The sequence below is a fragment of the Alcanivorax sp. IL3 genome, from assembly GCF_047495465.1.
Lineage (GTDB): Bacteria > Pseudomonadota > Gammaproteobacteria > Pseudomonadales > Alcanivoracaceae > Alcanivorax > Alcanivorax jadensis.
Genome location: NZ_CP179931.1, coordinates 2437487 through 2461247, shown reverse-complemented (window position 1 = coordinate 2461247; position 23761 = coordinate 2437487). Strand labels below are relative to the sequence as shown.

Annotated in this window: 23 protein-coding genes; all 23 read left to right on the top strand. The window is 51.9% G+C overall.

Features of this window, described 5'->3' with window-relative positions; translation table 11 throughout:
- Nucleotides 1-186 precede the first annotated feature (186 nt).
- The 23 genes from rfbB to ACMG4M_RS11330 all read left to right on the top strand — a co-directional run bounded on the left by rfbB (nt 187) and on the right by ACMG4M_RS11330 (nt 23755).
- Nucleotides 187-1257 carry a dTDP-glucose 4,6-dehydratase gene (gene rfbB, locus ACMG4M_RS11440; RefSeq protein ID WP_414430014.1) on the top strand — a complete coding sequence of 357 codons (1071 nt, stop codon included), beginning with the start codon at nt 187-189 and terminating at the stop codon, nt 1255-1257.
- Nucleotides 1254-2126 (top strand): glucose-1-phosphate thymidylyltransferase RfbA, encoded by an 873-nt coding sequence (rfbA, locus tag ACMG4M_RS11435; protein WP_035246972.1) that lies wholly within the window; start codon nt 1254-1256, stop codon nt 2124-2126. Before rfbB ends, rfbA begins: the two co-directional genes overlap by 4 nt.
- Nucleotides 2123-3220 (top strand): DegT/DnrJ/EryC1/StrS family aminotransferase, encoded by a 1098-nt coding sequence (locus ACMG4M_RS11430; RefSeq protein WP_414430013.1) that lies wholly within the window; start codon nt 2123-2125, stop codon nt 3218-3220. The genes rfbA and ACMG4M_RS11430 overlap by 4 nt, the downstream gene beginning before the upstream one ends.
- Entirely contained in the window at nt 3220-3909 is a 690-nt protein-coding gene (locus ACMG4M_RS11425; protein ID WP_035246978.1) for a WbqC family protein, read from the top strand. Before ACMG4M_RS11430 ends, ACMG4M_RS11425 begins: the two co-directional genes overlap by 1 nt.
- A gap of 29 nt (nt 3910-3938) precedes the next feature.
- Complete coding sequence (locus tag ACMG4M_RS11420) at nt 3939-4895, top strand: NAD-dependent epimerase/dehydratase family protein (RefSeq protein ID WP_414430012.1); 957 nt, start codon at nt 3939-3941, stop codon at nt 4893-4895.
- Nucleotides 4892-5839, top strand: coding sequence for a hypothetical protein (locus ACMG4M_RS11415; RefSeq protein ID WP_414430011.1), 948 nt, complete (start codon nt 4892-4894; stop codon nt 5837-5839). Before ACMG4M_RS11420 ends, ACMG4M_RS11415 begins: the two co-directional genes overlap by 4 nt.
- Nucleotides 5823-6548, top strand: coding sequence for a sulfotransferase (locus tag ACMG4M_RS11410; RefSeq protein WP_414430010.1), 726 nt, complete (start codon nt 5823-5825; stop codon nt 6546-6548). Before ACMG4M_RS11415 ends, ACMG4M_RS11410 begins: the two co-directional genes overlap by 17 nt.
- Nucleotides 6549-6584: 36 nt before the next feature.
- A complete protein-coding gene (locus ACMG4M_RS11405) occupies nt 6585-7427 on the top strand; it encodes a sulfotransferase domain-containing protein (RefSeq protein ID WP_232222054.1) in 843 nt (280 codons plus the stop codon).
- A 12-nt stretch (nt 7428-7439) separates the two neighbouring features.
- Nucleotides 7440-8882 (top strand): lipopolysaccharide biosynthesis protein, encoded by a 1443-nt coding sequence (locus ACMG4M_RS11400; protein ID WP_414430009.1) that lies wholly within the window; start codon nt 7440-7442, stop codon nt 8880-8882.
- Between the two features lie 150 nt (nt 8883-9032).
- The gene (locus ACMG4M_RS11395) at nt 9033-10019 is read left to right on the top strand and encodes a glycosyltransferase family 2 protein (protein WP_414430008.1); all 987 of its coding nucleotides are present in this window, start codon (nt 9033-9035) and stop codon (nt 10017-10019) included.
- 275 nt (nt 10020-10294) lie between these two features.
- Nucleotides 10295-12067 (top strand): SLC13 family permease, encoded by a 1773-nt coding sequence (locus ACMG4M_RS11390; protein ID WP_414430007.1) that lies wholly within the window; start codon nt 10295-10297, stop codon nt 12065-12067.
- Nucleotides 12068-12201: 134 nt separating this feature from the next.
- Nucleotides 12202-12558 (top strand): four helix bundle protein, encoded by a 357-nt coding sequence (locus ACMG4M_RS11385; protein WP_035246994.1) that lies wholly within the window; start codon nt 12202-12204, stop codon nt 12556-12558.
- Between the two features lie 50 nt (nt 12559-12608).
- Nucleotides 12609-13226, top strand: a complete 618-nt coding sequence (cysC, locus tag ACMG4M_RS11380) for an adenylyl-sulfate kinase (RefSeq protein WP_035246997.1) — start codon at nt 12609-12611, stop codon at nt 13224-13226.
- A 263-nt stretch (nt 13227-13489) separates the two neighbouring features.
- The gene (locus ACMG4M_RS11375; protein ID WP_035247001.1) at nt 13490-14656 is read left to right on the top strand and encodes a nucleotide sugar dehydrogenase; all 1167 of its coding nucleotides are present in this window, start codon (nt 13490-13492) and stop codon (nt 14654-14656) included.
- 48 nt (nt 14657-14704) lie between these two features.
- Entirely contained in the window at nt 14705-15043 is a 339-nt protein-coding gene (locus tag ACMG4M_RS11370) for a VanZ family protein (RefSeq protein WP_414431133.1), read from the top strand.
- Complete coding sequence (galU, locus tag ACMG4M_RS11365; protein WP_414431132.1) at nt 15036-15914, top strand: UTP--glucose-1-phosphate uridylyltransferase GalU; 879 nt, start codon at nt 15036-15038, stop codon at nt 15912-15914. Before ACMG4M_RS11370 ends, galU begins: the two co-directional genes overlap by 8 nt.
- Before the next feature lie 170 nt (nt 15915-16084).
- Nucleotides 16085-16378, top strand: coding sequence for a four helix bundle protein (locus ACMG4M_RS11360; protein ID WP_414430006.1), 294 nt, complete (start codon nt 16085-16087; stop codon nt 16376-16378).
- Between the two features lie 118 nt (nt 16379-16496).
- On the top strand, nt 16497-17774 hold the full coding sequence (locus ACMG4M_RS11355; RefSeq protein ID WP_414430005.1) for a UDP-glucose dehydrogenase family protein: 1278 nt from the start codon (nt 16497-16499) through the stop codon (nt 17772-17774).
- Between the two features lie 2 nt (nt 17775-17776).
- Nucleotides 17777-19417: a glucose-6-phosphate isomerase gene (gene pgi, locus ACMG4M_RS11350; protein WP_414430004.1), complete on the top strand. Its 1641-nt coding sequence runs from the start codon at nt 17777-17779 to the stop codon at nt 19415-19417.
- 103 nt (nt 19418-19520) lie between these two features.
- Nucleotides 19521-20063 carry a dTDP-4-dehydrorhamnose 3,5-epimerase gene (gene rfbC, locus ACMG4M_RS11345; protein WP_414430003.1) on the top strand — a complete coding sequence of 181 codons (543 nt, stop codon included), beginning with the start codon at nt 19521-19523 and terminating at the stop codon, nt 20061-20063.
- A 331-nt stretch (nt 20064-20394) separates the two neighbouring features.
- On the top strand, nt 20395-20844 hold the full coding sequence (locus tag ACMG4M_RS11340) for an REP-associated tyrosine transposase (protein WP_414430002.1): 450 nt from the start codon (nt 20395-20397) through the stop codon (nt 20842-20844).
- Between the two features lie 446 nt (nt 20845-21290).
- Complete coding sequence (locus ACMG4M_RS11335; protein ID WP_414430001.1) at nt 21291-22667, top strand: phosphomannomutase/phosphoglucomutase; 1377 nt, start codon at nt 21291-21293, stop codon at nt 22665-22667.
- Between the two features lie 74 nt (nt 22668-22741).
- Complete coding sequence (locus tag ACMG4M_RS11330) at nt 22742-23755, top strand: SDR family NAD(P)-dependent oxidoreductase (RefSeq protein ID WP_035247016.1); 1014 nt, start codon at nt 22742-22744, stop codon at nt 23753-23755.
- Nucleotides 23756-23761 lie beyond the last annotated feature (6 nt).

Here is a 23761-nt window from a genome sequence, read left to right as displayed (position 1 = left end):
GTTGGCTGGAAAGAGGGGAGTGACGGTATTGGCGATAGGGCCGTGTTCCGGATGAGAGCTGGCCAACTGGCTGACTGTGGGGCGAAGGGTGGTGGATTTCGGTACGGCTGGTGAGCTGGTATTCTTGCTCTCTTGTCCTTTGGACTCTGGTGTTTCGTTCCAAGCCGACTGAAAAACGAGCAATTAATGAAGATTCTGGTTACCGGTGGCGCGGGTTTTATTGGTTCCGCCGTGATTCGTCACATCATCCATAACACCGGCGACAGCGTCGTCAATGTGGATAAACTCACCTATGCCGGCAACCTGGAAAGCCTGGCAAGTGTCAGCGATGACTCGCGCTATACCTTTGAAAAGGTGGATATTTGTGATCGTGTGATCCTGGATGAGGTGCTGGAACGGCACCAGCCCGATGTCATTATGCATCTTGCTGCAGAGAGCCATGTGGACCGCTCCATTGATGGCCCGGCCGCCTTCATGGAAACCAACATCATCGGGACCTATACGCTGCTGGAAGCAGCACGCCAATACTGGAATACACTGGACGCGAATGGCAGGCAGGTTTTCCGCTTCCACCATGTCTCCACTGATGAAGTGTATGGTGATCTGGAGGGGCCGGAAGACTTGTTTACGGAATCCTCGCCCTATGCGCCCAGTTCACCATACTCTGCCAGTAAGGCCAGTTCGGACCATCTGGTGCGTGCATGGCTGCGAACCTATGATTTTCCGACGCTTATCTCCAACTGTTCCAACAATTACGGGCCTTATCACTTTCCGGAAAAGCTCATCCCGTTGATGATTCTTAACGCTCTGGAAGGTAAGCCCTTGCCAGTGTACGGGGAGGGTACCCAGGTGCGAGACTGGCTTTATGTGGAAGATCACGCTCGCGCCCTCTACAAGATAGTCACTGAAGGCAAAGTTGGTGAAACCTACAATATTGGTGGGCATAACGAGAAGCAGAATATCGAGGTGGTGCACGCGTTGTGCGATTTACTTGATGAATTGGTGCCTGAGAAGCCCGAGGGCATTAACCGGTATCGGGAGCTGGTTGTCCATGTACAAGATCGCCCCGGCCACGACCTGCGCTACGCCATTGACGCCAGCAAGATTCAGCGCGATCTGGGCTGGACCCCGGAAGAAACCTTTGAAACCGGTATTCGCAAGACAGTGCAGTGGTATCTGGAAAACAGTGAATGGTGTCAACGGGTGCAGGACGGTAGTTACCGGCGCGAACGGTTGGGAACAGGGGAGTCAATATGAAAGGCATTGTTCTGGCCGGAGGGTCTGGAACCCGGCTTTATCCCATCACGATGGGGGTTTCCAAGCAGCTGCTGCCGATTTATGACAAGCCGATGATTTACTACCCCTTGTCTGTACTGATGCTGGCAGGCATTCGGGAAATACTCATCATTACCACGCCGGAAGACCTGGATGGCTTTTATCGTCTGCTCGGCGATGGCCAGCAATTTGGCATCTCCCTTAGTTACAAGGTGCAGCCAAGCCCTGATGGTCTGGCGCAAGCCTTTATTCTTGGGGAGGAATTCATTGGTAACGATAGTGTCTGCCTTGTGCTGGGCGACAATATTTTTTATGGCCAGAATTTTAGTCCCAAACTGAAGACGGCTGCAGCAAAGGCTGGTGGTGCGACTGTTTTTGGTTATCAGGTGAAAGACCCGGAAAGATTCGGTGTTGTAGAGTTTGATGAGAACAAGCGGGCGATATCTCTTGAGGAGAAACCTGCCAGGCCGAAATCCAACTATGCTGTGACGGGGCTTTACTTTTATGACAACGACGTCATCGATATAGCCAAGTCCGTGGAGCCATCGGGTCGCGGTGAGCTGGAAATTACCTGTGTTAATCAGGCCTATCTGGATCGTGGTGATCTGACTGTCGAATTGCTCGGCAGGGGCTTCGCCTGGCTGGATACCGGTACCCATGAAAGCCTTCTGGAAGCTGCCCAATTCGTGGAAACCATTGAGAGCCGGCAAGGCTACAAAATTGCCTGCCTGGAAGAGATCGCCTGGCGCAATGGCTGGCTCACTACAGAACAGGTCGAAGCGACGGGGAATGCCCTGGCGAAAAATGGTTACGGGCAATACCTCCTGGATATCATCAGGGGGCCTCAGTGATTCCGGTTACCAAGCCTTATCTGCCTGACCGGCAGAAATTAGAGCAATACATTGATGGTATCTATGAGAGAGGCTGGCTTACCAATAATGGTCCTCTCGTTAAGGAGCTGACAGCCCGGCTTGAAGAGTACCTGGGCGTGGAAAATCTGCTGCTGGTAGCTAACGGTACCCTGGCGCTGCAGGTTGCTTATCGGACATTGGGAGTAAGCGGCCATCAATATGCCGAAAAGCCTGAAGCGATTACAACACCATTTACCTTTATCGCCACTGCCAGCTCTTTGGCTTGGGACGGCGTAAAACCCGTTTTTGTAGATATTGATGCAGATAGCTGGTGTCTGGATCCGAAAAATATTGTCAGCGCCATTACGGCCAACACTCGGGCTATTGTGCCGGTTCACGTTTTCGGCAACCCCTGTGATGTGGACTTCATTGGTGATGTTGCCAGACACCATAATCTGAAGGTTATCTATGATGCATCTCATGCCTTCGGTGTGAATTACAAGGGAGAAAGTCTCTTGGGTTACGGTGATGCCTCCACTCTCAGTTTTCATGCTACCAAGTTGTTTCATACTGTTGAGGGTGGGGCCATTGTGTTCCGCCGCAAGGAAGATCTGGAGCGAGCGAAAGCGATGATCAACTTCGGAATCACTGGCCCGGAAAGTATCCAGGAGCTTGGGATTAACGCGAAGATGAATGAATTGCAGGCAGCAGTAGGGCTATGTGTGCTGGATGAGATGCAGGAAAATATTGAAGGAAGAAGTCGGGTAAGCAATTTTTATAGAAGGCATTTGAGCAATTTGGTTTCGTTTCAGGCAAGCAATAATGAATCCAGCAGCAATGAGTCTTACGCTCCCGTATTGCTGGAGACTGAGAGTCAGGTTGAGAGTATCAAGCGTGAGTTGGAAGCCTCAGGTATTGGTGCTAGACGTTATTTTTACCCTTCTCTTGAGTCTTTTGATTTTCTGGGGGCGGGAGAGCGATTACCGGTGTCAACGGACGTGGCTGGTCGTATCCTGTGTCTGCCGCTGTATTGTGACCTTGATGCCGAGACTCAGAAGCGAATAGTCAAAATAATTGAAAATGAGGTTGGGTAATGGTTCTGGCAGTTATGCAGCCCTATCTCTTTCCTTATATTGGGTATTTTCAGCTTATTTTTGCAGCAGATATCTTTCTTGTTTATGACGATGTGTCTTTTATCAAGCAGGGCTATATAAACAGAAATACTATCCTCACCGAAAAAGGTGTTAAACGCTTTACGGTGCCTGTGCCTGGGGCGTCATCGAATAAAATGATATGCGATCTTGATTTCTCGAGAGATGTGAGAAAAATCAAGGAAATGGTTCGGCAAAGTTATTCTAAGGCGCCATATTTCGACCAGGTCTTTCCTCTGATCTGTAGCATTCTTGAGTATAGAGAAAGGTCAATTGCCGATTTGTGTATATATAGCTATCAATTGATTTTTGACTATCTTGGCATCGGAAAAGAAATGATAAAAACCAGCGACATTGATTACGATCGCAGTGTTAGTGCTAGAGATAAGTTGATTTCATTTTGTCGCACTTTTTCAGCTGATAGTTATATCAACGTTCCTGGGGGGCGGGCCCTATATTCAAGATCTGATTTTTCAGAACGAGGTATAAGCCTGAAGTTTATCGAACCCGTTGATGTTGTATATTTTCAAGGCGGTGATGAGTTTGTGCCGAATCTTTCAATTATTGATTTATTGATGAACTGTTCGGTCAGCAAGGTCCATGAATTGCTTAGAAGCTACCGCCTTGCATAATCTGAAAGTGACTAAATTTTGGATATGAGATGAAGAAAGTATTAGTGCTTGGAGCTTCTGGTAGTCTCGGTCGAGGCGTTGTTCGTTATCTGAAAGAGAAAAACCAGGTTACAGCAACTTATGCTAATCATCCTTTCGAGGAAGAGGGTGTTGATGTTAGGCAAGTTGATATAACTAATGCCTTAAGTATTGCGAATCTAGATAGAGACTATGACTCCATTGTGATGATTGCAGGTGCGATGCCGGCAACAATGTCTGGTTATTACCCACAACGTTATATTGATACCAATATAACGGGCATGCTTAACGTTCTCGAGTATTGTAGAAAGTGCGATATTAAAAAGGTTGTTTATGTTATGACCTTTTCAGATGTCTCTCATAAGTTTTATACCGGTGAGCCAATAAAGAGTGATGAACAGAGAGGGCTTACGTTTTCCGGGGATCACGCTGTATATGCGATTAGCAAAGTCGCTGCGTGTGATTTGCTGGAGCATTACCATCAAGAGTGGGGTTTGCAAAGTATCGTTCTTCGAATCCCGACGGTTTATTGTGACGATAAAAACTTCAATTTTTATGTGGATGGTCGAGAGAGAGTTAAGGGCTATATACAAATCATCAGGTCTATCGTTTCCAAAGGAAGTGTTGAGCTGTGGGGTGATCCGCGAAATGCTAAGGATATGCCTTATATTAAAGACTTTTCCAGATTGGTGGGTTTGGCTGTTGCACATGAAACGGCTCAGGGTGTATTCAATGCAGGAACGGGGGACCCTGTTAGTCTTGAAGAGTGGATTGATATTTTGATAGACGTATTCTCCCCATCAAAGGAGGTGAAAAAAATCTATAGACCGGAGATGCCCTCTCAGCCGAATTTTACTTTTGATATGTCAAAGACATATGAAGTTTTTGGTTTTGAACCTGAGTGGGATGTCCGGAGTATGTTTGCCGACATTCTGGCAACTTTAGGTGGCAAGGCGCTTAAGTTATGAGTGCTGCCAGGCTGCTTATTCATTTGGGTTTGCCTAAAACGGCAACTACCTCTATTCAGCATAATGTTTTTGCCTCACTGCATGATAATGGAAAGATCAATTTTCTCGGGAAGTTTCTTGATTACGACTACAAAACTGGGATGGTGACAACCAAAAATTACCGGGGAAAGTTTATTCGCGATGTTGCCGAAGGGAAAATGACTATTGCGGAAGGCCGTTCCATGCTGGAAAAAAATTTGGACCAGAGCAGGCTTAATGTGTTCAGCGATGAGGGCATTATGATTGCTTATCCTGGCAGGGATAATCTCTCTCTTTTCGAGAAATTTAAAAATCTTGAGGCACTTTTTTCTGGCTATAGTGTTGAGGTGGTTGTGACTCTGCGTGAACCGGTGGATTATCTTTATTCACTGTACGTTCAGCTTTATCCTGATTTTTTCAGTAAAAAAAAGGCGTTGAATAGCGTTGATAAGTTTGCTGGCTTGTTGCTTGAATTTCCAGGTGATGTTCTTTTTGAGTCATTTCATTATAAAAAATGGCTGCCCAAGCTCGACGCACTATTCCCAGTGACTATTGTTGAGTACGAGCAGATTAAAAATCCTGCGTCTTTATTTCATTTAAATTGGTCCAGATTGCTAGGGATGAGTGATGCTGATTTTTTCGATGCATTAAACAAGGAGAAAGTTAATGCTAAGAGAAAAACGGGAAAAGAGGTGGAAGTGGTTCGGGATTTCAAAGGAATAGAGTTATATTTCTACAATTTGTTGGCTAGTAAGGGTGTCGTTTTTTCTGCAGTAAGAGCTGTCTATAAATTCTCGGGAATAAAAAAAATACTGCATTATCGATTTGGTTCTTGGTCAACTCATAAATACCCGTCTGGCGAGCTCAATAAAAAGCTAAAAAAAGCATTAGAGTTTGGGAGCTATCGTTATGACGAGTGCAGTTGAAAAGTCAGATTTTTTGACCTTGAAGGCAGTTAGATTTGTGTACGCTTTTCTGCGCCGGCTCTGGATCAGAGCCAAGGTTGGATTGCGAAGAAAGCCCAAGGTTTTTGTGGTCGGTTTTAACAAGACTGGCACGACCACAATGAAGAGAGCGCTTGGCGAAATGGGCTATATGGTTGCAAGTGAAAGTGAAGCCAAGCCTCTTTTTCACGACTGGGTGAAGAGAGATTTTAAACCAATTGTAAGGTTTTGCAGGTTTGCCGAGGCCTTTCAGGATTCACCTTTTTCTTTCCCATACACTTTTATCGCTCTTGATCAGGCTTTTCCGGGAAGTAAGTTTATTCTTACCGTTAGGGCCGATGACCAGCAGTGGTATAACTCAATAACAAAATTTCACTCCAGGCTTTGGGGGAGTGGTGATGGTTGCCCTCCGACCAGGGAGCAACTGCAGACCGCTGTAAATTCCTATAAGGGGCGTCCTTGGGATGTCAATCGTGCTCTGTTTGGTTCCCCGGAAGATGATCCTTATAATGAGGGAGTCCTTAAGGATTTTTACAACAGGCATAACCTGACTATTATAGAGTACTTTCGTGACAGGCCGGATGATCTTCTGATCATTAATGTGGCAGAACCTGGTGCTTATCAGAGGTTTGCAAATTTTCTTGGTATAAAATCCACTGCCCGGGAGTTTCCCTGGGAAAATAAAACCTGATGCGTGAGTTTGACTTTGAAGAATGTGTTGAAAAAAATGATTCGGCGCTTGCTTGAATTTTTCTTTGGTGGAGGCAGGCCAGACTTCATAATTGTTGGGGCGCAAAAAAGTGGCACTTCTTCACTGTTTAATTATTTGAACAAGTCTCCTGAAATGATTGGCTCAACCATAAAAGAGCTCCATTATTTTGACAGGGAGGATAATTTTAAAAAGGGAGACGTCTGGTATGAATCCCATTTCCTTAGAATGCCAGGCAAGAAAGGGTTGTTTTTTGAAGCGTCACCTTCATACCTTGCCAGAGAGTGCGTCCCACAAAGAATCGCCTCGTATAAATCTGATATCAAAATCATTGTCTTGTTACGCGAGCCAATAAGTCGCGCTTATTCTGCGTGGAACATGTACCGCTATTTGAGTGAGGAGGGAAAAATACCTGCCTCTACTCGAAAAGATCATATAGGACGCTCGGAAAGCCCGGTTTACTCGGTTTTTTTTAAAAATGGATGCCCGTCATTTTCCGACTATATTGATTATGAGCTGGACTTGATTAAACAAGGTGATGGTGACGAGGAGCCAAGTGTTCTGCGAAGAGGTATTTATAAACCTCAGCTTGAGCGCTATGCCAGGATCTTTGGTCGAGAGAATATGCTTGTCATTGGTTTTAATGAGCTCAAGGTTGACTCTGAGGCCGTTGTTAAGAAATGCCATGACTTTCTTGGCGTCCCTTATACTTCTTTGGGAAGTGGTCAGACAAGAAAAATTCAGAACAAAAAGCCTTATACTTCCAGCATCAATGATAGAGATATCCAGATTCTTGAAGATTTCTATGCGCGACCAAATTCTGAGCTTAAAGAGTGGCTCGGCTATGATATTGACTGGTGATCGAGACGACTTGTGTCTGCCTTAAATAAAAAGTTTGGTATAGGGGTTTTCTGGACTTTCCTCGAAGTCCTGCTTTCCAAAGGCGCACAGACGCTTTTTACCCTCCTTCTTGCCTCGATTCTTGCACCCGAAGCCTTCGGGCTAATAGCCATTGTTGCTGTTGTCTTTGAATTGTCGAATGCGATGGTGAACGCGGGTTTTACCCAGGCTCTTATTAGGGCAAAAAGTATCAGCGATAACGAGCTGAGTACTGCATTTTGGAGTAATCTTGGTATCTCCATAGTGCTTTATATTGTTGTTTTCATCTTCTCCGGTCATCTTGCTATTTTTTATGAGGAACCAGTCATTGAGCCTATGGTTCAAGTGATGGGTGTGGCAGTAATTATTAACGCTTTTAGGGTGGTTCAGACCGCCATCCTTAGCCGTGATATGAATTTTAAATCCCAAATGGTCTCTGCTACGACGGGAACTATTGTCTCGGGAGTGGTTGCCTTGATTCTGGCTTACCATGGGGCCGGGGTGTGGAGTCTCGTTGCCCAAATGTTGATAAGCCAGGCCGTTGCGACAGCATGCCTCTGGATTATGAGTGGCTGGTTGCCGAATTTCGTATTCCAGAGAGAGACGTTTAAGAAGCTGTTTGATTTTGGCAAGTATCTTGTTGTTGCCAATATTTTCAACATCCTTTTTAAGAACTCTTATGCTCTGGTGATCGCCAAGCTTTTTAGCCCTGAAGCAACAGGCCTTTATTATATGGCCAACAAGATCACCAAGCTTCTCTCTCAGCAAATGACAAATGTTGTACAGCGTGTTTCATTTCCCGTGCTGTCAACTTTTCAGGGTGATAATAAGTTGTTGAGGGAAAAATATAGTCAGATCATGAAGCTTACAGTTTTTGTTATGGCTTTTGTGATGCTGGGATTGGGAGTCTTTGCGCAACCACTGTTTTCAGCTCTTCTCAGCGATAAATGGGCTGACTCTGTTATATTTCTGCAAATTCTGTGTCTTTCCGGGCTGCTTTATCCTGCGCATGCACTTAATGTGAATATCCTTATGGTTAAGGGCCGTACAGATTTGAATCTACGCCTTAATCTTATCAAGAAAGCTATTCAGATCGTTGTTCTGTTGCTGTCTATTCCTTATGGCGTTATTGGAATTGTTGCTGGCCAGGTTGTCACTTCAGTTTTATCTCTTTTGCCAAATACTTTCTATACTAGTCGTATAATCGGTTACACCGCCCGTAGGCAGTTTTTTGATATTGCAAAACCTGTGGTCTCGGCCTTTTTCGCTGTGATTGTATTTTTGCTGTTTATGCAGGTTGATGCGGATTTTCTGATTCTCAAACAGATTGTTGGTGGTGTATTGGCCTGTGTGGCTTATTTGCTTATATCGATAGCAATTCGTGCTGAGGGAGCCGTTTTGATTTTGAAACGGCTTGGCAGCCTGCGGAGAGGCTAGTGTTTAAGTCGTTTTTTTCGTGTAGTGGCTTGTGAGGGGTATGGTATTGAACTTTTATGCTGAAGCCGTTGGCACATATTATATTTGCCTCGGTGAAGCTGGTGGTATAATGCTTGCCGGCTATGATCGTGGTTTAGCAGAGTGAACGAAATGAAAATTGGTGCCGCTGCCCCGAAACCTTCTGATGTAGTCCCTGAATCTGAAATTACCAGATTCTGGAGCGATGAATATCGAAAGCCTCTGGTTTCTATACTATGCCACTGTTACAACCATGGTGAATATCTGGAAGATTCCCTAAAGGGTTTTTTGATGCAGAAAACGGATTTTCCATGGGAGGTCATCATTCATGACGATGCCTCTACGGATAATTCGGCCGATGTGATTCGGCAGTATGCAGAAAAATATCCCTCTATTATCAGGCCGATACTTCAGAAGGAAAATCAGTTTAGTAAGGGTCTGACTCCTTCTTTTTTTACCACGAAGGCTGCACAGGGCGAGTATTTTGCTCCTTGTGATGCGGATGATTACTGGCTCGATGATAGTAAGTTGCAGAAACAGGCTGACTTCCTGCGCAATAACCCATCTTTTTCCGTGTGCGGGCATGATGCTTTTGTTGTTGAGTCCGGGAGAGTTATTCAGCTTTCAAAACTACATGCCGTTAACAAGGCTGATGCGTCACCCCAAAGACTATCTCGAGGCTGGTTTATCCTGACATTCACGGCCATGTTTCGACGAAATTATGACTGGTACCCGGACGAGCATGGAAAGGTTGTAAATGGCGACACTTTTTTCTTTAGCCGCCTTGGTCGGGTCGGTGGCTACAAATACCTTGATGACCTGACGCCTGGTGCTTACCGAGCCCACCCTGGCGGCATCTGGTCTTCGATGGATCAAAGACAAAAAGATGCGACAAGTATTAATACTGCTTATTGGATGTCCCAATATTATATGCGCAAGGGCAATCATGAATTGAGTGTCTACTTCTCTCAGAAGCTTTCGCTAATATCCCTTGAGGCGCTTGATGGGATGACTTTTGCGCAGTTGGTCGCTTTTAATTACAAGCTGGTACGCCAACTGCTCCGTAAGAGGGTTGCATGGTTAAACGCTTTAATATTGAGATTGCGGAATAGAGATTAGTGAGGCTGAGCTCCTGAAAAGCAGTGCTGTGGCGGTATTGGCTAGTATATTGTTTATCCATCGGAATCACTAAAAAGATCAATATCGAACCTCTGCCCATGACCTTGCGCTTCAACGTGATTGTTGGTGTTCGCTTTCTTCAGTCATGCAGCCTTTAGTGCATGCCACGTCACTTGCATATAACCATTTCGAATTAATGTGCGCTTTCTATATATTTTTATCGCTGTAGAATGCGTCTCTTGTGACCTGAACTGTTCTCCCTAAGGATTTGCTGAGTGAGCCTGGATATTCTGATAACGCTGCTGATCGTGGCCTCTGTGTTAGGGGCGCTGGCGACCAACCGTGTCCCGGCGGATCTGACGATGATGGCTGCGATGGTGCTGGTGCTGGTGGCCGGCATTATTACCCCGGCTCAGGCGTTATCAGGCTTTGCCAACCCAGGGCTGATGACTATTGCTGCCTTGTATGTGGTGGCGGCGGCTTTGCGTGATACCGGGGCGATCTACTGGGTAGCGCACCGGCTGCTCGGGCAACCCAAATCCGTGTTATCCAGCCAGTTCCGGCTTCTTGCTCCCGCCTCTATGCTCAGTGCCTTCCTGAATAACACCACGGTCGTGGCGATGATGATCCCCGCGGTGCAGGAGTGGGCCCAGCGTCTCAAGCTGTCGGCCTCCAAGTTACTGTTGCCCCTCAGCTATTCCGCCATTTTGGGGGGGACCTGTACCCTGATTGGCACCAGCACCAACCTGGTTGTGGATGGTTTGGTTCAGGAGAAAGGACTACCTGCCTTTGGAATTTTCGATGTGGCTTGGGTGGGGATTCCTGTGTTGTTAGGGGGCGGGCTATTTATGTTGCTGGTGAGCCGTTACCTGCTCCCTGAACGTGAAGGGATGGCGGAACAATGGGAGCATGCCCGCGAATATCATGTGGAGATGGTGGTCGCCAAGGGCAGTAACCTGGCTGGGCGCACTATTCAGGATGCCGGGCTGCGAAATTTGACCTATGGCTACCTCACCGAAATCCAGCGTGGAGAGAAGCTGTTCACTGCGGTTGGCCCTGAGATGACCCTTCAGGAAGGGGATTTGCTTGCGTTTGTGGGGGTGCCGGAGTGCGCCCGTGAGTTGCAGCGTATCAATGGTCTGCAGTCCGCCCATGGCGAGGTGCACAAGCTTGGATTGAACAATCACCAGCGCCATCTGGTCGAGGTGGTGCTGAGTCCGGAATTCCCGGGTATCGGCAAGTCGGTGAAAGAGACCGGATTCCGCACCCGTTACCAGGCGGCAATTCTCAGCATCAGCCGCAATGGCCAGCGCATGGCCGGCAAGGTTGGTGAGCAGGTGCTGCGGGTGGGTGACACATTGCTGCTCGAGACCAGTGAGCAGTTTGTTGAACAGTACCGCTTTCGGCGTGATTTTATGCTGGTGAGCCCGATGCAGGATTCAACACCGCCGGATTTTCGTCGAGCCCCTGTCGCAGTGGGTATCCTGGTGGCCATGGTGGTGGCCAATGTGGCGGGGATTGCCTCCACCCTTGAAGCAGCCATGGTGGCTGCCGGCATGATGCTGGCGTTGCGCTGTGTCACAGTTAACCGCTCGCGGATGAACGTGAGTGTGAACTTGCCAGTGCTGGTGGTGATCGGTGCGTCTTTTGCATTGGGAAAGGCCATGGAATCCAGCGGCGCGGCGGCCTGGATTGTGCAGGAGGCGTTTCCAGAGAGTGGCTTGTCGCCGTTTATGGCGCTGGTAATCGTTTACCTGCTGACCACGGCGTTTACCGAGATGATCACCAATAACGCGGCTGCCGTGCTGGTGTTTCCCATCGCTCTTGGTATAGCCGAACAGCTTGGCGTCAGCCCCATGCCCTTTATTGTCGCCGTGATGTTCGCCGCATCCGCGAGCTTCATGACGCCGCTGGGTTATCAAACCAACCTGATGGTTATGGGCCCGGGAGGGTATACGTTCCGGGATTATGTTCGTATCGGTTTGCCAATGAGTGTGGTGGTGGCGGTGATCAGCCTTACCGTTATTCCGATGGTGTGGGGGTTTTAGCCGCCGCCTTCCCGGTCGGCTTTGAGTTTAAAGTTCAAAGTTGAAAGGGAAGGCAAAGACGCAAGTTTCAAGTTGAAAGTTGCAAGTGGAACAATGCGTGACTCAGGGACGAGTCACTTTGAAAGGAGCGAAGGATGCGCTTTGAAGAGTTGAGCATTTGGCAGCGATCGTCCGCACTGTGTGTGGAACTGTATCGCTATTTAAGCGAGTTGAGAGACTTTGGCTTCCGGGATCAAATCACTCGCTCAGCCCTGTCTGTCCCTAGCAATATCGCAGAGGGGTTTGAGCGAGATTCGAGCAAGGAAAGAGCAAGGTTTTGGAATTATGCCAAGGGTTCTGTGGGTGAATTACGAACCCAGATTCATATTGGCCAACAGATTGGTTATCTGGAATCTGATGTCGCATCGAGGTGGCTGAAGGAGTCAGAGGAACTATCAAGGATGCTGCATGCCATGATTCGTGGTGTGAGGCACGACTATACAAAGGGTTGATGGTTGTTTTTGCAACTTGAAACTTGCAACTTGAAACTAAGGAATTACGCATGTCTGACAAGTCTCCGTACCAGGAAAAAGCTAACGAATCCAAAGCCCACGTGGTGTGGCATGAATCCAACATTTCCAAGGCGGATCGGGCCAAGGTGAAGGATCAGAAGCCGAAGTGCATCTGGCTGACCGGTCTGTCCGGTTCAGGTAAATCTACGCTGGCCAATGCGCTGGAAGTGGCGCTGACTGAGCAGGGCAAGCATACCTATCTGCTGGATGGGGATAATGTGCGTCATGGTCTGAACAAGAATCTGGGCATGAGTGATGAGGACCGTACCGAGAATATCCGTCGAGTGTCTGAGGTGGCCAAGCTGATGGTGGATGCGGGGCTGATTGTGGTGACGGCATTTATCAGTCCGTTTCGTGCGGACCGTGATGCGGCCCGTGAGCTGTTTGAGGACGGCGAGTTTGTGGAAGTGTTTGTGGATGCGCCGCTTGAAGAATGCGAAAAGCGTGATCCCAAGGGGCTATACCAGAAGGCTCGCCAGGGCATCATCAAAGAATTTACCGGCATTGACAGCCCCTACGAGGCACCGGAGAAGCCTGAGGTGGTGGTGAACACTGCCGAGAATGATATCGAAGGCTGCGTGAAGCAGCTGATTGCCGCCATTGTGTAATCGCTCTGCCTGCAAGCGAAAAGCGCCACATTGAACACCGCTGCTGGCAGGCAGGGCTCCCGCAGTACAGTATATAGGGCCGCGCCGAGGTTCGGGTGCGGCCTTTTTTATGGTTTTTAATAAAATCAAAAGGTTATGTATCCTGGTGCGGGTTTGGGGCGGGGTCTGTGCCGGTGTTTGTCGGGGCCATGCGAAGGTATACTGAGACACTTCCCTTGTCTGGCCCGGATGGCCGGATTGCTGCGTTGCTGTTGAGGACGAAAATGAAAATTGCGGTTGCCGGAACCGGCTATGTAGGGCTTTCCAACGCCGTGTTGCTTGCCCAGCACAATAAGGTAGTAGCGCTGGATATTGATGCGGAGAAGGTAGAGAAAATCCAGAACCGGATATCGCCGATTGAAGACGAGATGATTGAGTCCTACTTGGCCGAGAAGCCGCTGGACTTGCAGGCTACCACCGACAAGTCGAAGGCCTTCGAGAGCGCGGACTTTGTCGTGGTGGCTACGCCCACGGATTACGACCCGGACACCAATTACTTTAATACCCGCTCTGTGGAGGGGGTGATCAGCGATGTGCTGGCGATCAATCCTTCTGCCACCATCATTATCAAGTCCACTGTGCCGGTGGGATACACGGCTGCTTTGCAGGAACAATACGGAGCGGACAATATCCTGTTCTCGCCGGAATTCCTGCGGGAGGGGAGGGCGCTGCATGACAACCTGTACCCGTCCCGGATTGTGGTGGGCGGCCACTCTGACGCAGCCCGTACTTTCGCGGGGCTACTGGCCGAGGGGGCCATCCGTGAGGATGTGCCGGTGCTGTTCACTGACTCCACGGAAGCCGAAGCTATCAAGCTGTTTGCCAATACCTATCTGGCCATGCGGGTAGCATACTTCAACGAACTCGACAGCTATGCTGCCTCTCATGGGCTGGATACCCGGCAGATCATCGACGGAGTATGCCTGGATCCGCGTATTGGGGCTCATTATAACAACCCCTCTTTTGGCTATGGAGGTTATTGCCTGCCAAAGGATACCAAGCAGCTGCTGGCCAATTACCGGGATGTCCCCAATAACATGATTCGGGCCATTGTGGATGCCAACCGTACCCGCAAGGACTTTGTGGCTGAGGATATCCTTCGTCGTAGCCCGAAGCGGGTGGGCGTCTACCGGCTGGTGATGAAGGCTGGATCGGATAATTTCCGAGCTTCCTCTATTCAGGGGGTGATGAAGCGCCTCAAGGCCAAGGGCGTTGAGGTGGTGGTGTATGAGCCGGCGTTGCTTGATGACACCTTTTTCAATTCCGTGGTGATGCGGGATTTCAATGAGTTTGTGGAATCCTGTGACGTGATTGTCTCCAACCGCATGGTTGAGGAGCTCGCTCCCTATGCCGAGAAAGTCTATACGCGAGACTTGTTCGGGAGTGATTGATTGCGACACGCACTGACAAGGCAAAAGCGGAGAGCGCTATCTGCGTTAATGGGGGTAACGGTGATGTTATTCCTGATTGGTGGGTTGCTGCCGGGGGGCGCCAAAGAGGCCATCAGGCAGTCATTGTCGGCGGGTAATCTGGATTCGTATGCTCACGTGGGATTTTGTGCTGTCGCGGGGTTCTTTGCCATTCTGTCAGGGTTTCGATGGTGGTTGGTGGTGTTGCTTATAATGGGGTTGGGAGCCTTCATTGAGGTAGCCCAAGTCTGGTTGCCCGGTCGTTCGCCTTCTTGGTCGGATATTGTGGACAATGGGCTGGGGCTGGGTGTCGGCATGCTCCTTGCCTGGCCATTTTGTAGGTGCAGGAAAAAGGATGAAAATGGTTAGAAAAGCTGTACTGCCTGTAGCGGGGTTTGGCTCGCGGATGCTCCCGGCCTCCAAGTCCATTCCCAAGGAAATGTTGCCTATTGTGGACCGGCCTGCCATTGAATATGTGGTGAAGGAGGCGGTAAGGGCAGGGATCAAGGAAATCATCCTGGTTACCCACTCCGCGAAGACGGCCATTGAAGATTACTTTGATACCCAGTTTGAGCTGGAAGAGCAGCTGGAAGCCAAGGGAAAGAACACGCTGCTGGCGCAAGTGCGTGATATTTTGCCGCACGATGTGAGCGTCATCAGCGTTCGTCAGCACCGGGCTCTGGGGCTTGGTCATGCGGTGGCTTGTGCCGCGCCGGTAGTGGGCGACGCACCGTTTGCGGTCCTTTTGCCTGATGTGTTGGTGGATTGCGACGGTCTGGATGAAGATCTGGGCATCATGGTGGAAAGATACCAGGCCAGTGGCGCCGCGCAGATTATGGTTGAAGAAGTGCCTGCCGAGCGTGTGGATCAGTATGGGATTGTGGCGCTGAAAGGGGGCATTCCTGTACCCGGTGAATCTACCCCGATGACAGCAGTGGTTGAAAAACCGGCCGTGGGAGAGGCGCCGTCTCAGTTGTCTGTGGTAGGGCGATATGTGTTGCCGGGTGAGATCATGGGCATTCTGGCTGAAACGCCGCCGGGGGCAGGTAATGAGATTCAGCTCACCGATGCGATTGCCTCACTGATGGAGCGCGCGCCGGTTGAGGCCTATGCCATGCGTGGCCGCACATTCGATTGTGGCAACAAGGCCGGGTATCTGCAGGCGATCTTTCATTTCGCTGCCCGTCACCCGGAGCTGGGCGAGCAGGTACGTGAGATGATGGCGGCGGAGTTGGGCTGACAGCTATCAGCTATCAGCTGTGAGCTGTGAGCTGTGAGCTGTGAGCTGTGAGCTGTGAGCTGTGAGCTGTGAGCTGTGAGCTGTGAGCTGTGAGCTGTGAGCTGTGAGCGGTTTGATAGGAAAACCCCAAATAGTTCCCATGGATGGTGACTTTTAATTAAGGAGCAAGGATGCGATTGGAAAATTTGGATATCTGGAAAAGGTCTGTTGATCTAAGTGTTGAGATTTACCGGCACTTTGCGAGCCATCGTGATTTTGGCTTCAGGGATCAGATAACCCGATCATCGCTCTCACTGCCTTCCAATATCGCAGAAGGTTTTGGGCGGGCCTCCGAGAAGGAAAAGGCTTTGTTTCTGAACTATGCGAGGGGATCGGCTGGGGAGCTGAAAACCCAGCTGATCATTGGTTACAGAATCGGCTACATACCTGAAGGTATGAGCAATAAGTGGGGCGAGGAAGTGTAGCAGCTTTCCAGAATGCTCTTCGCCATCATGCGAAAGTTAAAGTGATTTTATGTTTCCAGGCCGCAGGTCTGGTTGTTTTTCTGACAGCTCATAGCTCATGGCTAACAGCTGAGGTTCTATGCAGATAACGGTTTATGGCGACACTTTGTGCGCCCAGGTGACAGCGACGGCCATGGCCCAGACGGGGCATCAGGTGCACTGGTGTGTGGTTGAACCGTTGTCTCGAGAACGGTTGGCTGAAGGCCGGCCTCTGTTCCAGGAACAGGGGCTGGATCGTCTCTGCCGTGAGCAGCTGGAGAGTGGACGACTGACCACAGGGTTCTGGGAAGATGTCCCATCGGGTATCCCTGATGCGGTTTTTCTGTCCCTGCAACCGGGTGAGGAAGGGGTGGCCGAACGGTTGGTCAACATGCTGGCGTCGTCAACCGGGTGCGGACTGATTGTGAATCAGACCGTGGGCCCGGTGGGGGCTGCAGAACAGTTGCGTACTATTATCAAGCAGGCCAATCCCCGTTCTGCGCTTGTGTCACTGCCGGATTTGATCCAAGAGGGCAATGGGTTCCGGACCTTTACGCGCCCGGACAGTATTTTGCTCGGCTGTGAGGATGGCGAGGGGGAGGCCCTGGTCCGGGAATTGCTGCGCCCCTTTAATCGCCGCAAGGATGTGATACAGGTAATGAGCCTTCGTGAGGCCGAGTTCTCCAAGCTGGCTATCAGCGGCATTCTGGCGACGCGAATCAGTTACATGAATGACATGGCCAGTCTGTCGGAGTCGCTAGGCGTTGATATTGATATGGTTCGGGTGGCTATGGGCGCAGACCCTCGGATCGGCGAGTCCTATCTCTACCCAGGATGCGGTTTTGGTGGGCCGGGGCTGAGTCGCAACGTGTTGGCACTGGTGGATGCACTCAACGCCAAGGCCTCGGAGCCGGGGCTGCTTGAGCAGGTTCTGCAGACCAATGAGCGCCAGAAGGAAGTGCTTTTCCGCAAATTCTGGCAGTTTAATCATGGCAATGTGGCAGGCAAAAAGGTGGCGCTGTGGGGCGTGGCCTTCAAGCCGGGCACCCATCGGGTGGATAACGCCCCTGCCCTGAAAGTCATTGAGGCTCTTTGGGCGCAGGGCGTAGAGGTCTCTGTCCATGACCCCAAGGCATTAGCGGATATTGAGTCCTGGGCCGAGGGGCGTGGTGAACTGATTTTGTGTGACGACCCCTATGAGGCCGCCGAGGGGGCTGACGCCCTGATGTTGATTACCGAGTGGAAGCCTTATTGGAGCCCGGATTGGCAGCGCTTGAAGCGCGCCATGCGTGAGCCACTGATTCTGGATGGTCGCAACATTTATGAGCCTGACTTTGTCAGAGAGCAGGGGCTGGTGTATAGAGGAATAGGGCGCTAACCATGGTACCTGAACAGGACGTTCTTACTATCAGTACGATTTGGTCTCAACTGGCACGTCGTGCCGAGCAGGAAAAAACGCTGCATCTGGCGGATTGGTTTGCGTCGGACCCGGATCGTTTTGCCCGATTCAGTCTTGAGGATGCCGGCTTGCTGGCGGATTTCAGCAAGCAGCGTATGTCGGATGAGAGCCGGGATCTGCTGGTCAAGTTGGCGGATGAGCGTCAGTTGCGACACTGGACGGAGGCGTTGTTCGGTGGTGCCGAGGTGAATTGTACCGAGGGGCGACCTGCCAAGCACTGGTGCTTGCGAGAGCCTGCCGACAGGGCGCCCATGGTGCATGAACAGCTGGATGCCATGGAAGCCATGGTCAATCGTATCCTGAAGGGCCACTGGCGTGGGGTGATGGGGGATGCCATCACCGATGTGGTCAATGTGGGGGTTGGGGGCTCTGATCTGGGGCCCTTGATGGCGGCTTTTGCACTGCAATCCTGCCTTCCTCCTCAGGGACTGTCCCGACCACGATTGCATTTTGCCTCTTCCATGGATGGCAGCCAGGTGTCTCAGGTACTGCAGGAGCTGAACCCGCGAACCACCCTGTTCCTGGTGTCTTCCAAGTCTTTCACTACGGTAGATACGCTGCACAATGCGACTACGGCCCGGCAGTGGCTGGGCCGTGGGCTGGGGCTGGATTGTGACGATTCGTCTTTGCTGCGTTGTCACTTTATTGGTATCTCGGCGAATCCGGAACGGATGTCAGAGTGGGGCATCATGCCGGATAACCAGCTGTTGTTCTGGGATTGGGTAGGCGGACGCTATTCCCTGTGGTCAGCAATTGGCATGCCGATCGCGTTGACGGTGGGTATGGACGGCTTTCGTGACATGCTGGCCGGCGCCCATGAGATGGATCATCACTGCCGGACCCGGCCCTGGGAGAATAATATCCCGGTGATGCTGGCCCTGGTGGATGTCTGGAATATCAACTTTCTGGGCATCAATGCCCGGGCGGTATTGCCTTACGACGGGCGGCTCAAGCACTTGCCCGCCTATCTGGAACAACTGGAAATGGAGTCCAACGGCAAGAGCGTGTCCCGCTCCGGTGAGCCGGTGGAGTATGGTACCTGCCCGGTGATCTGGGGGGAGGTAGGGCCCAATGCCCAGCATGCGTTCTTCCAGTTGCTGCATCAGGGCACCCAGCCGATAGCTTGTGAGTTCCTGATGACAGCGCGTCGTTACACCGAAGCGCAGCATTTCGACGCAGTTTGCGAGCTGGAAGCCCAGCATTCGCTGTCCAATGCCAATTGCCTGGCGCAATCCCGGTTGCTGGCCCTGGGAGAGCGGGCGCTGGACCCGGAAGTGGCTCTGCCGTCCTATAAGCGTTACCACGGTAACCAGCCTAGCACTACGCTGGTTCTGGAGGAGCTCTCCCCGCGGGTGCTGGGCGCGTTGCTGGCCATGTATGAGCACAAGGTGTTTGTCCAGGCGGTGATTTGGGGTATCAATCCTTTCGATCAGTGGGGCGTGGAGATGGGGAAGGTAATCGCAACGGGCATGCTGGAAGTACTGGCGGATCCGGAATCCGCGTCGGGTCTGGACGCGTCGTCTCTGGCTCTGGCACGCCACATTGCCAAGCGGCAGAAGTAACTGCGAACGACTTGGCATCGCGCCAGAACCGCTGGGCACCACAGGGTGTCAGCGCGCGACTTGAAGCGGTTTAATGGGTGATACCAAATAGCCAGGTGCTACCATGCAAGTCACAACCACCCGTATCACTGATGTTAAACTGATCCATCCCCGGATCTTTGAAGACTCCCGCGGTTTCTTCATGGAGAGCTGGAATGCACGGGCCATGGCCGAGGCCGGGATTGCCACCACCTTTGTTCAAGATAATCACAGCCTTTCCATAATGGGGACGCTGCGGGGACTTCACTATCAGCTGGATAAACCGCAGGGCAAGCTGGTGCGTTGCACTGCGGGCTCGGTGTTTGATGTGGCGGTTGATTTGCGGCCAGAGTCGTCAACCTACAGACAATGGGCGGGTGAGACCCTTTCCAGCGATAACAAATTGCAGCTATGGATTCCGCCTGGGTTCGCCCATGGCTTTCTCGTGCTCAGCGATGAAGCCGAGGTGCAGTACAAATGCACCGAATACTATTCGCCGACCTCGGAACAATGTATTCACTGGGCGGACCCGTCACTGGCCATCGACTGGCCGTTGGTAGGGGAGCCGCTGCTGTCAGAAAAGGATGCCGAAGGGCTGGCTCTGGCGGATGCGCCCCCCATCGAGTAACCCGCAAGGGCGCTGGCATTCTCTGTGGGACCTGTCGTTCGACTGCGATTTTGGCGGTGGGGATAGCAGAAACCCGTCGCGTCGGAACCGGCGTATTCGCTACGCTCACCCCTTCGGGGCCGCCCTCAGGGCGTTCCTCCGTTGCACTCCGGTCCCACAGTGGGTTGGGGGGTGGCCTGGCGCTTTGAAGTGGCTCTGTTCCTACCGTGCTGTGGCATCACTCCCACACCATTTGTGGGAGTGGTCGTTCGACCACGATCGTCGGGGGCTGACACAATCTGCCCGGGATAGCTGATCCCTGTTGTCCTGGATGTCACCCATTATCGGGACAATGAAAACGAATAAGTCCCCTGCATCCGCCCGGCTCAGAAAGGGCCGCCTGTCCATTCCCGGTCAGATCTATCTGGTGACTACCACTACCCATAAACGGGAGCGGTGTTTTGATGATTTTGAGGCGGGCTGTGCGCTTTGCCGGTCACTTCATCGCCTGGAGGCGCTGGAGCGGGTGACCAATCTCAGTTTTGTGGCTATGCCGGATCATCTGCACTGGCTATTTGCGCTGGGCGATCAGCAGGATCTGTCCGCCGTGGTGCGCATGGCAAAGAGTTACAGTGGCAGGGCGCTGGGGCGCTCGATCTGGCAGCCCGGCTTTCATGATCGGGCCATCCGGCGGGAGGCAGATGTGCTGCCGGCTGCGCGTTACATTGTGGCCAATCCGCTACGAGCTGGATTGGTTCGCAGTGTTCGCTATTACCCCTTCTGGTATGCCGCCTGGCTGTAGCCAGGATAGCCCCGGCCCTCTCTTTTCTGTAGGCGCGGTGGTTCCACCGCGAAAGATTGTCAGGAGATGGCACGGTCTTTTCGCGGCGGAACCGTCGCTCCCACAGGGTGTGGGAGGGGTTGTTACTACTGAAATGGCACTGGCGCTCTGTGTGGGAGCTATCGTTCGACTGCGATTCTGGCGGTGGGGGTAGCAGAAACCTATCGCGGCGGAACCGCCGCTCCTACGCTGGGTGGGGCGTTTGGGGCGCACTTCGGGCGTCCCTCCGTTGCACTCCGGTCCTACAGAGGGAGGAAGAGTGCTGCTACTCCTGGAATGGCACAGTCGCCCTCTGTGGGAGCGGCGGTTCCACCGCGATCTTGTCCGGCCCTGCACCTGCGATTTCGCCGCATTTCACGTATGATTGCCCCCTTGAGCATTTGGCTGACTAACAGGATGAGCCCCCAGTGAGTAACCCGATTCCTGCCTCGATTTTCCGAGCCTACGATATCCGCGGTATTTATCAGGAAACCCTGACGGATGAATGGGCCTATCAGATCGGCCGCAGTATTGGCTCTGAAATCCTGGCTCACGGGCAGAACCGCATTGCAGTGGCCCGGGATGGCCGGCTTTCCGGCCCGGCGCTGGTGAAGGCATTGAGCGATGGTATACGCGCCACCGGCTGCGATGTGGTGGATGTGGGCATGGTGCCGACTCCGGCACTGTACTTTGCCACTTACTACTTGGACGGCCTGAATTCCGGGGTAATGCTCACCGGCAGCCATAACCCGGGTAATTACAACGGTTTCAAAATTGTGGTGGATGGCACCACCCTGTCAGGGGATCGCATCCTGGCCCTGTATCGGCGCATTGTGGAAGACAACCTGGTCTCTGCGGACACCGGGGATTACCAGGAATGCGACGTGCTGGAAGCGTATCAGGCGGCATTTCTGAAGACTCACTCCCTAGCCCGCCCCATGAAGGTGGTCGTGGACTGCGGTAATGGCATCACCGGGGTTCAGGCGCCCCAGGTCCTGGCAGCGCTGGGCTGCGAGGTGTTGCCCCTGTTCACCGAGGTGGACGGGACTTTCCCAAACCATCATCCGGATCCGGGTGATCTCAAGAATATGCAAGACCTGATTGCCACAGTGAAGGGAGAAAAGGCCGACCTGGGCCTGGCGTTCGATGGCGATGGAGACCGGGTGGGCATAGTCACGCCGGAGGGGGAGGTGGTCTATCCTGATATTCTGCTCATGGCTCTGGCTGAGGACATGGTGAGCCGCAATCCGGGTGCCAAGGTGATCTTCGATGTGAAGTGCACCGGGACTCTGTTTGATGTGATCCGCCAGGCTGGCGGCGAGCCGGAAATGTGGCAGACCGGCCATTCCCTGATCAAGGCGCGCATGAAAGAAACCGGAGCGTTGTTGGCCGGGGAAATGAGCGGCCATATCTTCTTTGCTGAGGACTGGTACGGCTTTGATGATGCGCTGGTGGCAGCGGCGCGGATTCTCGGCATCATTAGCCGCTCCGACGGCGACGCCGATGCCCTGTTTGGTCGTTTTCCGTCCCTGTGCACCACGCCGGAAATCAATATCGAGGTGACCGAAGAGAACAAGTTCGCCATTGTGGATTACCTGCAGAACCAGGCGGATTTTGGCGAGGGTGAGCGCCGTGTGATTGACGGGATCCGCATGGACTATGCGGATGGCTGGGGCCTGTGCCGGGCGTCCAACACCTCACCCAAGCTGGTGCTGCGCTATGAAGCCGATAATGACGTTGCCCTGGATCGCATTCGCTCTCTGTTTGAGGCGAATGTGGAAAAAGCCATGGCGGCAGTGAAATAACAATCGTGTAGGCGCCAGCTTGCTGGCGAGGCCCTGGCGGCAATGCTCGCCGGGACTGACTGTCGAGAGAGACTATGAATATCAAGAATTTGGTGGTGTTGGTAACCGGGGGCACAGGGTCCTTTGGCAAGACCATGGTCAACAAGCTGCTGGCGGACGGTTGCAGGGAAATTCGCATCATCAGCCGTGATGAAGCCAAGCAGGAAGACATGCGCATTGCCTACAGCCGTGAGGAACTGAAGTTCTACATTGGCGACGTGCGCGATCGCGCCGCGGTGGACAAGGCTATGCGCGGGGTGGATCTGGTCTTTCACGCGGCGGCGCTGAAGCAGGTGCCTTCCTGCGAATTCTTCCCTATGGAAGCCGTAAAGACCAACATCATTGGCAGCCAGAACGTGATCGACAGTGCGGTGGCTGCCGGGGCGAAAAGCCTGGTGTGCCTGAGCACCGACAAGGCAGTAATGCCGGTGAATGCCATGGGGATGTCCAAGGCCATGATGGAGAAGGTGGCCCAGGCTTCCAGCCGTCAGCTGGGTGAGAAGGAAACCGTGATCTCCTGTGTGCGTTACGGCAATGTGATGTGTTCTCGCGGGTCGGTGATTCCGCTGTTTATCAAGCAGATTCAGGAAGGCAAACCGCTGACCATTACCGAACCCACCATGACCCGCTTCATGTTGTCCCTGCAGGATGCCATCGAGCTGGTGAACTTCGCGTTCGAAAATGCGCACCAGGGTGACATCTTTATTCGCAAGGCACCGGCCTGCACGGTGCATCAGTTGGCCCGGGCATTGCTGGATATTTTCGAGGCGGATAACGAGATCAAGGTGATCGGCTGGCGTCATGGCGAGAAGTTGTACGAGACCCTGGCCAGCGCCGAAGAACTGCTGCGCTCCGAAGACATGGGCGATTATTTCCGGGTGAGCTATGACAACCGGGATCTCAACTACGCCAAGTTCTTTACGGAAGGAGATGTGGAAGAGGCGAGCACGGAAGACTACCACTCCCACAATACCCATCAGCTTTCCAGTGATGAGTTGAAGACGCTGCTGCTTTCCCTGCCTGAAGTGCACGCGGCGCTGAAAGCGTAAAGGGAC